The organism is Vibrio sp. T13N (assembly GCF_032970445.1).
GTDB classification, from domain to species: Bacteria; Pseudomonadota; Gammaproteobacteria; order Enterobacterales; family Vibrionaceae; genus Vibrio; species Vibrio diabolicus.
In genome coordinates, this window is the sequence record NZ_JAWJYE010000027.1 from 1 (window position 1) to 11,183 (window position 11,183).

Consider the following 11,183-nt stretch of genomic DNA (forward strand, 5'->3'; position numbering starts at 1 on the left):
GAACAGCAGTCTCCGTTGCTAAGGAGCTGGGCATCAGTGCCCAGCAGATCCGTAACTGGAAGCGCCAGTTCACACGCCTATCTGATAAACAGTTTAACACCTTCGACGGTGTCGATTATTCGAAGAAAGAGTCCGAAGAACTTCGAGCGCTAAGGCGCGAGAACAAGCGACTCAAAGATGAAATGGAATTCCTAAAGAAGGTCTCGGCGTACTTCGCGAAGCAGCAAGAGTGAAGTACGAGTTCATTGAAAGCTATACCGGCGAGTACTCGATTAGCTTAATGTGTCGTACTTTAGAAGTGAGTCGAGGTGGCTACTACAAGTGGTGCCATCATACGCCGAGTGAACGTTCAAAGCGGCGAGAGCGCTTTGAACAGCTTGTCATGTGTACCTTTGCCCCATATCGGGCACGTTACGGTTCAGTGCGCATAGCCGAAGAGCTAAACGAAGCAGGCTATGCCTGCTGTGTGAGCTATGTGGCTGATATTATGAAAGAAAAAGATATCATGGCGCGTAATGGCAAAGGGTTTAAATACAGCAAGGATGTGGCTGCTATGACGAATGTTGCCGATAATCTACTGCGAAGAGACTTTGAGTCTGAGACACCAAATCAGAAGTGGGTTACGGACATCACGTATATCTGGGTGAAGAGCCGTTGGCTCTTCTTGGCGACAGTGATGGACCTGCATTCAAGGCGCATTGTGGGTTGGTCGCTAGGGACAACGATGACAGTCGAGCTCATCACCAATGCCCTAAAAATGGCGTTTGAGTCACGTAAGCCGCCTAGGGGTATCATTATCCACTCAGACCGTGGTGTACAATACAGAGCATATAAATATCAAGATTTCATGCGCAAGCATGGAGGTGTACCAAGCATGAGTCGACAGGGTAACTGTTGGGATAATGCGGTGATGGAGTCGTTCTATAGTCGACTAAAAGTCGAACTGATATACGCAGAAGACTACCAAACTGTCGAAGAAGCCCGAATGGGCATCTTCGAATACATCGAGGTATTTTACAATCGCAAAAGAAGACACTCAGCGTTGGGACATGTCAGCCCAGTTGAGTACGAAAGTATGTAGTTATGTACTGTCTACTTTTTGTGGGGTACACCAGCAGCCACATGAAATTCATTTACAATTATAGATTTATTAAAAGAGATGTAAAATGTACAAGAAACTAATCATTCTTAGCTTGCCTATTCTATTGGCGGCATGCGCAGCGCCAAAATATACAGTTGAAGCTATTTCGGAAGATAACCAGAGCAAGGAAATTACCATTGTAAAAGATGACGCCACACGAGATGTTTTCTTGGACTCGATACAAGAATGGTGTTTGGATACAGCACATAAATGTACGGTTGTAAGTGATGGAACTCTTCCTAAGAGCTCTGAACTTACGTTGACTTATGTATCGCGCTGGAGTTGGGACTTTAGAACGTTTATTGCAGATGCCCAAGTTAAGGCATATAAAAACAGTAAAAAAGTTGGCGAAGTAGAGTTCAAAGCGCCAAATAGTGCCAATTCAGATAAGTGGGGAAATGACAATAAACGAATCATCGCGATGATGGATTTACTGTTTGGGAAACAGTCGGTTAATGAAGCTCAGTTCAAAATTAAATCGGGCGAAATGTAGCGACGTAACAAACTGTTCAAGAATGATTCCCAACGCTTGGCATTTTCAGTTCAAGGTTGGGTTTCGTGTTTAAGGCACAAGCGTTTAGTTTGGGTGGTAGCGTAGTTCATGCCTTAACTGCGCGTTATGCGCTTTTACGAATTGAAACATGGAGAGTGTCATGGTTGTATATGGAGATTTGCAGTCAGGTAACTGCTTAAAAGTAAAATTACTATTTTCATTCCTTGGCATTGAGCATCAATGGAAACACGTTAATATCTTAGATAACGAGACTAAAACAACAGAATTTTTAGCCCTCAATCCAAATGGTAAAATCCCGACAGTCGTTTTAGATGACGGTCGAGTGCTCTGTGAGTCCAATGCAATATTGGGGTACTTTGCAGAAGATACACCTTATCTACCTAAGGATAGTTATCAAAAAGCAAAAGTGTACGAATGGCTTTTCTTTGAGCAATACTCACATGAGCCTTATATTGCAGTAGCGCGTTTTATTCAGAAGTATCAAGGTATGCCGGAGCACCGTCTAGAAGAATATAAATCACTACAATCAGGCGGCCATAAAGCATTACAAATCATGGAGCTACAGCTGTCAAAAACTAAGTTCTTAGTTGGTGATAATATTTCTATTGCTGATATCGCACTATATGCTTACACCCATGTCGCAGATGAGGGTGGTTTTAACCTAGAAACTTACTCAAATATCGAGCGTTGGATTGGGGTAATTCGCAAGCTGGACGGTTATGTAGGTATGTATTAACCACGCGCATAACATAGCGTTTAAGATAGATTCGCAACACGTGGCATTTTAACTGTACGTTGAGCTCAGTGATTAAATCGGTATGCGGAAGGCTCGGTATTGCGTTGCTCACCTCCAAAAGGTCATTAATACTCAAAGGTCAAATATGGATATTTACCCAGAAATCGAGTTATCTAAAGCGCAGCATAATGCAATTGAAGCTCTGAGAAACAAGTCGTTTCCTGAACATCAGGTTGACCGTTCTTACTATAAGCAACTCCCACATATGAGAGTTTTGAAGTACGAAGGTGATCACTTAGTTGGTTACATGGGATTAGACTACAGAGTTGTTCGCGTCGGTGATGAARTTTATAAAGTATTAGGTGTGAGTGATTTTTGTGTCGAGAGCAAACTTCAAAGGCAAGGTATTGGCACAACAATGTTGTCTCAACTCAGCGAGTATGCGTCAACTAAAGATGTCGACTTCATCATTTTAGTCTCCGATTTGGATCGTTTTTATGTGGCTAATGGTTATGTGCGCCTTAACTCTCTAAGTTCTTGGTTGCGAGTTCATGAACATAAAAATTACGGTGTTGCTGTAGAGCAAGTCGATGATTTATATGTTAAACCTATCAGCGGAAAAATTTGGGCTGTTGGTCATATAGATTGGTTAGGGTATATGTACTAGTCTGTAGTGGGTTAATAAACTGTTTGAAAAGAAACGCCACACGTGGCATTTTTAATTCGCGTAGCTTATACCTTACGAGAGCGCTTTTCCACAAGGAGTAATATGTGATTGTAGTAGCAAGGTTTTCTTTTCCTCATGAAGCTCATATTGCGAGAGCAAGCCTAGATAGTGTCGGAATAGAAAGCCACATTGCTGACGAGCACACGGTGAATACTCAGTGGCTTTATTCAAATGCAATGGGCGGCGTTCGTCTGATGGTGGCCGAAAGTGATGCAGAAGACGCGAAACAAATACTTAGCAGTGATTTCTCAGAATCATTAGAAAGTGAACTTGCCGTTGATGAAGGAAAAGATGTTTGCCCTAACTGTGGTAGTAAAGAGCTATTTGCATTTACAAAAGGTAAGCGTCCAGCTTTCTTAGTCTTTATTTTACTGGGTTTTCCATTGTTCTTTTACAAGCATGGTTACAAGTGTAAGCAGTGTGGGGAATTCAGTGAAAGGCTTTAATTTAAGTCGTTAGATAATAAAGCGTTGAAGAGATAATTTGCACGCGTAGCATTTTTACTTTGCGTTAGGTTGAGTGGCTATGCAGAAGTCAGAGTTCTGCTTACTTCCAAGCAAAGCATTATACGATAGTGAAGGGACAACATTGAATGAGTGAAATTAAAACAATAGAGCAGTTAAAAGAAATTTACGCAGAGCCAAGTGCGAGAGCTAAAAATAAAGCGTTGCCTGCCCTGGATGTTCATGCGATTACATTAATTAATAATTGCCATTTTGCAGTTCTAAGTACCGCCGATACACAAGGCTATATCGATCTCTCTCCGAAAGGAGGGGAACCTGGCTTCGTAAAAGTTTTAGATGAATCAACATTGTTGCTCCCTGATAGCTCGGGAAACAATCGTATAGATAGTCTAAAAAATATCATTAGTAACCCCAAAGTTGGGTTGTTATTGATGGTAAATGGTATTGATGAAGTACTGCGTATTAAAGGAATTGCAAGTATTCACACAGACCCCAAATTGATATCTGCTTGCCCCGATGGAAGTAAAGATCCTAAGGTTGTTATCAAAATAGTCATCGAGAGTATGTACTTTCATTGTGCGAAAGCTGTGATGAGAGGGAAACTTTGGTCTGATGACTATAAAGTCAATCGCTCAATTCTCCCTTCATTAGCTCAAATCTTTAAAGATCAACAAAAGTTAGAAAATAAAGCGCTTAATCAAGAAGAGATGTTGAAATATTACCAATCCAGTCTTTAGAGCGAGTGTAGTAAAGTGTTTAAAAGGGAGAAAAATGCTTGGCTCTTTAGGTTTGACCTGCTGTACGGCACTATGGATTAGTTTTGGTGGGATGTTACTCATCCCATAACGTTAGTCCACAAATAAACAATTGTTAGTCCAAATTTTAAAATGAAAAATGTAGAAAACTTTACTCTAGAAAATTACGTTTTGGCTAGTCCGGGAATTAGGTGTGTTGGACAAATGATTGATCTTTTTATCAGTTTTAGCATTTTTACTCTCGTTTTATGGGGCGGCTTAGAAATCGGTATTGAAAAGGAACTTGTTCGCGCTATGGGAGTAACTGCGACTGTATCGTATTACCTTTTTTCTGATTGTTTACCAAATGGTCAAAGTGTGGGTAAAAAACTTTTGGGCATTGCAGTTATAAGTGCAAGAACGGGTAAAAGGTGCAATATTTTTCAGTCACTTTTTAGAAATATTATTACTCCATTCTTCGGTTTTATTGACTCAATTTTCATTCTTGGTAAAAAGAGGCAACGGCTCGGTGATAAGTTAGTGAGAACAGTGGTGGTAGTTCACTAGCTTGTTTAAGAAATTGACAGCGCTGGGGGCTTGGGTTCAAGTCGGGCTTTGTTTTCAGGGTGGGACAGCTTCGCTTAGGTGGTGGCGTTGCTCACACCTAAATTCGGTGTTAGGCAATCAGAATCAGTACGTAATTATGAATAAAGAGCATTCCGAAGCTTTCATTTTGGAGATTGATAAGGTTTTAGCTCCGAGCGGTTTCAAGTTTATCAAATCTAGAGGAGTATGGGAGCGCAAGGTGGGTAAGGTCGATGTCGAATGGTTTCACTTAAACTTTGGGCTTACTGTTTTGAACCCTTCCTTCGGGGTTAAATACAAAGATATAGAAAAGGTCTTACCTAGAGAAATGCGTTGTATTGGTGGTGTTTCTCGCATGTTGAGCAGTATCACTGGCAATTCATATACCGACGCAATTAGTCCTATAGCTTTCGCTTATATGGTAAAACAGTTACTACCTATTGAGTTAGAAAAACTAAGAGATAGAAAGCGGGTTATCGAGAGTTTAAAAAGCGAAGATGTAAAAGTCTGGCCTGTGTTCAGTTATTCCACTCGTATACGACTGCTTCCTTTGCTTCTAAGTAAAACTTCGCCAAATGAAGCAATAAAGTATATGGCCTATTTTGAGTCCGAACTTAGGACTCGTGATCAACTCATTCCAAACTATGATGCGTTCAAAGGTTACTTGTTGAAGCACTTGAAGGTCTAAAAATTGCTTCAATTGAGAACCGTGACAAGTGGCGCTTTTACTATGCGTTGAGCTTATTAAAAAGTGTTATACGAGAGCATTTGTATTACGTATATCACACTTTAGTTGGTTTTTATTCACCAATAACAAATCAAAAGGCTGACCAAAAAATGTTAGTAACTAAGATCGAAACGGAACGATTAATTCTAAGAGAGCTAGTTGAAGATAATGCAAGCGAATTGTTTGGCATATTCTCAGACCATGAGGTCATGAAATATTGGAACTCTGGCCCTTGGGGTTCAATTGATGAGGCTCTAACATTTATAACCAATAGTACACAGGTCATGAATAGCAATACAGAAATGACACTAGGCATCTTCCTAAGGAGTAATGGCCAACTTCTGGGTAAGATAATGCTGTTTAACTACGTGAAAGAGTCCAGGCGCGCAGAAATTGGCTTTGGCGTTAGTCGCAATTTCTGGGATAAAGGCATTGTACTAGAGGCGGGAAACGCATTAATCGAACACGCATTTAAAACACTGAATCTACGTCGAATCGAGGCTGAGATAGATCCAGACAATGTTTCTTCAGGTAAAGTCTTGGAACGGCTAGGTTTTATAAAGGAAKGTTTCCTAAGGCAGCGCTGGGAAGTGAATGGAGTAGTATCAGATTCCGCAATTTATGGGTTGTTGGCTAACCCTCTGGACAGCGTTTAGTATCCGGCCTTAAAAGTATCTAATAGGTCTAGCCTGCTCGTGCTCTATACAACACAGCCTTACACTTGACGGTGAGGTTTCTTGAATTGACTTAGTGGTCACTGAATGTACTATCAAGGATAGGACTTACTGCAAGGATAGMAGCATGAGCGAGAAATTATTCTGGGTTAATCCCTACCAAACAGAACTTAACTCAAGAGTGACCAATGTAGACGGAAATAAAGTTGAATTGGACCAGACTATCTTCTTTGCGGAGTCTGGAGGACAAGAGAGTGATAAAGGAACGATTAATAGTATTCCGGTTTTGATTGCTCAAAAGTTAGGTGTTCGACTTATTTACACATTGGAATCGTCTCCAAACCTTACTCTTGGTGACACTGTAACTACGTGTATTGATTGGAAGCGTAGGTACGCCTTAATGAAGCTACACTTTGCTGCCGAAGTGGTGCTCGAGATGTTTTATCAGCGTCGAGAAGGCATTGTTAAGATAGGCGCGCATATTTCTGAAAATAAGAGCCGCATAGATTTCGAGTGGTCTGAAAGTATTGGTCCGTTATTGAAAGCAATTGAAACTGATGTGCAAGATTTGATTAACTCTGATTCAGTTATTATTAGTGACTTTTCCGATCAAGAGAGTGAAAGAAGGTATTGGAGAGTGGATGGGTTTGCGCAAGTACCTTGCGGTGGCACTCATTTAAAGCGCACATCAGAAGTCGGCCAAATTCAACTAAAACGCAAGAACATCGGTAAAGGCAAAGAAAGGGTTGAGATAACCTTATGCTCGTAAGTCGATAAGGCATTCGAAATAGATTCCTAACACGTGGCATTTTAGTTCATGGTGAGATTCACATTTGCGATATGATGATTGAGATTGAGGGCGTGTTGGCTACTTCTTAATGCAACGCTACACGATAGGGGCGAGAGGATGATATGTCGAAGGTAGCATTGAAAGGCTTTATTTTAGTTCCGGAAAAGGATTTAGAATTAGTAAAACATGAGTTAATAACTCACAAAAGGCTCACGTTAGAAGAGCCGGGTTGCCTTACTTTTCTTGTGACTCAAAGCCCGACTAATCCTTTTCGTTTTGATGTCTATGAGGAGTTCGTCGACAAAGCCTCTTTTAAACAACATCAGGAAAGAGTTCAAGCCTCACATTGGGGAAAAGTAACAGCCAATGTTAAACGTCAATACGAAATCTTTGAATGTGTGCATTACTAATCGAATCGGAGTGATTTAGAGCGTTTACGCTTTGTTTTTTAGGTTGCTCTACGCTCTACTATGTTGCTTTATTCATCTATTCACCTGGCTTAGTGTTCTTGATACTTTGCCGTGTTAAATCTAGAAATTTTAATGGAAGTGTTATGTTTAGAGTTGTGTATGAATGGCGTGTGCCAAGTGAAAAAATGGATGAGTTTCAAAATATCTGGCGTTCGACGACAGATTCAATTCATCAGTCAGTAGATGGGGCGTTTGGTAGTTTTATGCTTCGTTCTTACGATGTACCGGAAAAGGTTTTAACTATTGCCAAGTGGCGAACACGTGAAGACTGGGAGCGGTTTTGGGAGACTAGTAACCCAGAAAAAATGAAGAAGATGAGTGAAATTGCAGAGCGTATTTCAGTCGAACCATTCGATGAAATTGAAGATAGAACTAAGTAGGGCAATAGAAACGTTAAAGTGATGCCTAATGCACAGTTTGGCGGATAATATGAAAGACAATCTTAACCAAGGAACAGGGTTATGCAGATTTTAATTGTTGGAGGTAGTAAGGGTCTAGGAAGGTTCTTGGCTACGAACTTACAGGGTATAGAAACTTATACTATTTCTAGATCAAAGCTAGTTGAGGATGGAGTAGCTTCTGTTCGTATTGATGTTAGTCCGGAGAAAAAACCAGATTACACGTGCTTCAAAGGTGTAAAGTTTGACATCATAGTTTATTTGGCGTCGATGTGGGGAGAGTCTTCAAAATTGACAACAAACGAACTGATTGAGTTTATGAATGTTGGCCCGATTGGGTATCTTAATTTAGTCAATGAACTTAACGCTTTAGGTTCACTTAACGATAAATGCAATATTGTATCTATTGGATCTACAGCAGAGCTTTCAGAAAATAGTGAGTACCCTGCATTCAGCCTCAGTAAAAGATTACTCAAAGATATTTCTAGCCAGCTTCAAAACGTTTATCGTGATTACCGCTTTACTCACTTTACAATAGGTGGGATCGGGCATGCAGAAGAGGAACGTATTGAGTATTCGAGCGTTTTGGAAATTATAAATACGCTAACTAAGCTAGATCCAAACACATACCTTTCAAATATGCATATAAAGTCCAAGCTAGGAATGTAGCTCTCAAGCTGTATTACGTACCTGCTTCTATGATTTGGCATCATGTGCATTCTTTTTATTGAGCTATGGTTATAACTCCAATGAAAGGAGTTTACTTATGTCATACATTGATGGGTTTGTCGCTGCAGTACCGACAGCGAATAAAGAAAAGTATATCGCACACGCAAAAATAGCAGCAGAAATGTTCAGGGAGTTTGGGGCCTTAAAGGTTATTGAGACGTGGGGAAGTGAAGTTCCAGATGGTGAGATCACATCGTTTCCCATGGCAGTTAAAGCTGAAAGCAACGAAACCGTTGTGTTTTCATGGGTAGTCTGGCCTTCAAAAGAAGTGCGAGACTCAGGGTGGCAGCGGATCATGGGTGATCCTCGAATGAGTCCTGAGAATAACCCAATGCCCTTTGATGGAAAGCGTCTCATTTATGGTGGATTTGATGTTATTTTGGAGCAGTAAAATATCAGAGAATCCCCAGCTTGATTCGTGACACTTGGTGCTTTAATCAGGATTACGCTTCTGATGTACATTCAATAAAGTATTCCGCGATAAGGGTTGATAAAACTTCATGTGGAGGCTTAGAGTAAAAATGGAAGGGATAAATTATTCACTGATTGTCGTATCAGCTATAGCTAGCCCCGGGCCTGCGATGGCAGGCACGTTAATGAACTGCGGTCAACGCCTTGATAACCAACGGAAACCTAGACGTTGCATTACTTATAGTTCGATGAGATGTTATCCCGCAAGACGTTAATTTGGAGAAAAGAATGGATTCAAACTCACTATTATTATTTGTTGTCGCTTGTCTCGCTATCAACATGATTCCTGGACCTGATGTAATTTATATTGTTTCCAATACAATGAAAGGTAAATTATCTGCTGGGCTGAAAGCGGCTCTGGGGCTTGGTGTTGGTTACTTTTTTCATACACTAGCGGCATGTTTAGGTTTGTCAGCAATAATTCTGAGTTCATCTTTGGCTTTTAGCGTTGTTAAATGGTTAGGGGCCGCTTACCTAGTTTATTTAGGTGTTCAGTCATTACTGTCCATGTGGCGTGGAGAAAGTAAAATCGTTGAAAACAAAAATGTTGATAATAATAAAAATGTGTTTGTTCAGGGGGTTATTGTCAGCGTGTTGAATCCAAAAGTAGCGTTATTCTTCCTGTCATTTCTGCCTCAATTTATTGATACGTCTGCAAGCTCAACATCAATGCAATTATTAGTACTTGGCTTGCTGTTCAGCGCACTTGCGACGACATGTAACGTTTTGTACGCATCTGTGGGGAATTGGGTATTTAGTCGTTCACACTCTCAGCGTTACTCTAGAACTCTTGAAGGTGTTTCGGGTATTCTGCTTATCAGTCTAGCGAGTAAAGTGGCATTTAGTGATCGTTAGATACAGGGCATTTTATTCTCGTGATTTTTATATGGCTAATGTTTGCTCAACCTATACGTAAAATGAGTGCTATTGCATAGGTTGAATCACAAATTTCATAAATACCAATAAGTGAACGTATTTATTTATAGTATGGTTGGCGCGATTTTATCGTAGCTAGGTTAATAACATGAAAAATAAAGTAATTCTGTGTTCCGCATTCCTTTTGGGTTTGTCAGGTTGTGCTTCTGTTCCTACTGTTGATTCGACAGTATCAAATCAAATGAAATCATTTGAAGCACCTCAAAAGGGGAACGCAGGGATTTACATTTATCGAGAAGATGCTTTTGTCGGAGCAGCGCTTAAAAAGTATGTTTACGTCGATGGGGAATGTATTGGTGAAACAGCTCCTGGTGTATTCTTCTACCATGAGGTCGAAGGCAATAAAGAACATCAAGTAAGTACAGAGTCTGAGTTTTCTGAAAATCACTTAACTATCTTAACGGAAGAGGGCCGTAATTATTTCGTTAATCAATACATTAAAATGGGTGTATTTGTTGGTGGTGCGGGCGTAGAACTCGTGGACGAAAGCAAAGGTAAAGCAGAAGTACTAAAAGTAGACATGGCAGAAAAAGGAAACTGTCCTTCGATCTAGTTTAACTGACTGATTTTACATTTAAAAGTACTTAAAAAAACRCAACCCAGCGCTTGACATGAAAAGTTCAACGTTGGGTTGCGTTTTTATGGCCAACAGCTTTTACTTGGTGTTGTTATTGGTAATACATAAGCGTAAATCAGCAACAAGGATGTGTAATGAAAAATAAGATGTGGATCTTCGCAATTATCTTACTCATTGGTGGGCCTTCACTATTGCCATTTAGTCTGGAAGTTATTTCTATCATCGAGTTATTTGGGCTGTTAGGGTTGTGGACGGTTTATTCATCCTATGCTGAGTATTTGATCAAGCATCCTCGGCTCAAAAGAGGCGCATCTTTAGCTACATGTTGGGATCTTCAACCTCAAATATTATTCTCATTTCGTGATATTAAAGTATTCCCACCGCTGATATTTCATATGTTTCCTGTTCAAAGTGTGTTGGTTTGGTCTTTAATTTTTACCTTTTCGGGCGGTGTTATTTGCCATTATGTAATTTGATCTAACCATTGTTCAAAGCATTTCCTTATTAAGT

Annotated in this window: 18 protein-coding genes; all 18 read left to right on the forward strand. The window is 40.2% G+C overall.

Translation table 11 applies throughout. The features are described from left to right. Positions 1 to 233: transposase (locus tag R2S67_RS21985; protein ID WP_317347064.1), on the forward strand; the 233-nt coding region annotated here is incomplete at its 5' end. Then, positions 230 to 1,081, forward strand: coding sequence for an IS3 family transposase (locus R2S67_RS21990; protein ID WP_317347065.1), 852 nt, complete (start codon positions 230 to 232; stop codon positions 1,079 to 1,081). The genes R2S67_RS21985 and R2S67_RS21990, both read left to right, overlap by 4 nt. Positions 1,082 to 1,166: 85 nt before the next feature. Further along, positions 1,167 to 1,634, forward strand: a complete 468-nt coding sequence (locus R2S67_RS21995; protein ID WP_152814821.1) for an Sbal_3080 family lipoprotein — start codon at positions 1,167 to 1,169, stop codon at positions 1,632 to 1,634. 160 nt (positions 1,635 to 1,794) lie between these two features. Further along, the gene (locus R2S67_RS22000; RefSeq protein ID WP_317347066.1) at positions 1,795 to 2,391 is read left to right on the forward strand and encodes a glutathione S-transferase family protein; all 597 of its coding nucleotides are present in this window, start codon (positions 1,795 to 1,797) and stop codon (positions 2,389 to 2,391) included. Between the two features lie 145 nt (positions 2,392 to 2,536). Then, the gene (locus tag R2S67_RS22005) at positions 2,537 to 3,058 is read left to right on the forward strand and encodes a GNAT family N-acetyltransferase (RefSeq protein ID WP_317347067.1); all 522 of its coding nucleotides are present in this window, start codon (positions 2,537 to 2,539) and stop codon (positions 3,056 to 3,058) included. Between the two features lie 104 nt (positions 3,059 to 3,162). Continuing rightward, entirely contained in the window at positions 3,163 to 3,564 is a 402-nt protein-coding gene (locus R2S67_RS22010; RefSeq protein WP_104971817.1) for a DUF2007 domain-containing protein, read from the forward strand. 146 nt (positions 3,565 to 3,710) lie between these two features. Then, positions 3,711 to 4,319 (forward strand): pyridoxamine 5'-phosphate oxidase family protein, encoded by a 609-nt coding sequence (locus R2S67_RS22015; RefSeq protein WP_182019309.1) that lies wholly within the window; start codon positions 3,711 to 3,713, stop codon positions 4,317 to 4,319. Positions 4,320 to 4,469: 150 nt separating this feature from the next. Next, the gene (locus tag R2S67_RS22020; RefSeq protein WP_134646484.1) at positions 4,470 to 4,883 is read left to right on the forward strand and encodes an RDD family protein; all 414 of its coding nucleotides are present in this window, start codon (positions 4,470 to 4,472) and stop codon (positions 4,881 to 4,883) included. Positions 4,884 to 5,019: 136 nt separating this feature from the next. Continuing rightward, positions 5,020 to 5,589: a hypothetical protein gene (locus tag R2S67_RS22025; RefSeq protein ID WP_244190829.1), complete on the forward strand. Its 570-nt coding sequence runs from the start codon at positions 5,020 to 5,022 to the stop codon at positions 5,587 to 5,589. Between the two features lie 149 nt (positions 5,590 to 5,738). After that, positions 5,739 to 6,284: a GNAT family N-acetyltransferase gene (locus R2S67_RS22030; RefSeq protein ID WP_317347069.1), complete on the forward strand. Its 546-nt coding sequence runs from the start codon at positions 5,739 to 5,741 to the stop codon at positions 6,282 to 6,284. A gap of 145 nt (positions 6,285 to 6,429) precedes the next feature. Continuing rightward, positions 6,430 to 7,071: an alanyl-tRNA editing protein gene (locus tag R2S67_RS22035; RefSeq protein WP_317347070.1), complete on the forward strand. Its 642-nt coding sequence runs from the start codon at positions 6,430 to 6,432 to the stop codon at positions 7,069 to 7,071. 143 nt (positions 7,072 to 7,214) lie between these two features. Beyond that, complete coding sequence (locus R2S67_RS22040) at positions 7,215 to 7,502, forward strand: putative quinol monooxygenase (RefSeq protein ID WP_317347072.1); 288 nt, start codon at positions 7,215 to 7,217, stop codon at positions 7,500 to 7,502. 143 nt (positions 7,503 to 7,645) lie between these two features. Beyond that, a complete protein-coding gene (locus R2S67_RS22045; RefSeq protein ID WP_104971812.1) occupies positions 7,646 to 7,942 on the forward strand; it encodes an antibiotic biosynthesis monooxygenase family protein in 297 nt (98 codons plus the stop codon). An 81-nt stretch (positions 7,943 to 8,023) separates the two neighbouring features. After that, a complete protein-coding gene (locus R2S67_RS22050; protein WP_170903380.1) occupies positions 8,024 to 8,629 on the forward strand; it encodes an SDR family oxidoreductase in 606 nt (201 codons plus the stop codon). A gap of 97 nt (positions 8,630 to 8,726) precedes the next feature. Beyond that, complete coding sequence (locus tag R2S67_RS22055; RefSeq protein WP_012841750.1) at positions 8,727 to 9,080, forward strand: DUF1428 domain-containing protein; 354 nt, start codon at positions 8,727 to 8,729, stop codon at positions 9,078 to 9,080. A 308-nt stretch (positions 9,081 to 9,388) separates the two neighbouring features. After that, positions 9,389 to 10,015, forward strand: coding sequence for a LysE family translocator (locus R2S67_RS22060; RefSeq protein WP_150918836.1), 627 nt, complete (start codon positions 9,389 to 9,391; stop codon positions 10,013 to 10,015). A 169-nt stretch (positions 10,016 to 10,184) separates the two neighbouring features. Beyond that, entirely contained in the window at positions 10,185 to 10,649 is a 465-nt protein-coding gene (locus tag R2S67_RS22065; RefSeq protein WP_005397344.1) for a DUF2846 domain-containing protein, read from the forward strand. Positions 10,650 to 10,807: 158 nt separating this feature from the next. Continuing rightward, the gene (locus R2S67_RS22070; RefSeq protein ID WP_041852946.1) at positions 10,808 to 11,149 is read left to right on the forward strand and encodes a hypothetical protein; all 342 of its coding nucleotides are present in this window, start codon (positions 10,808 to 10,810) and stop codon (positions 11,147 to 11,149) included. Positions 11,150 to 11,183 lie beyond the last annotated feature (34 nt).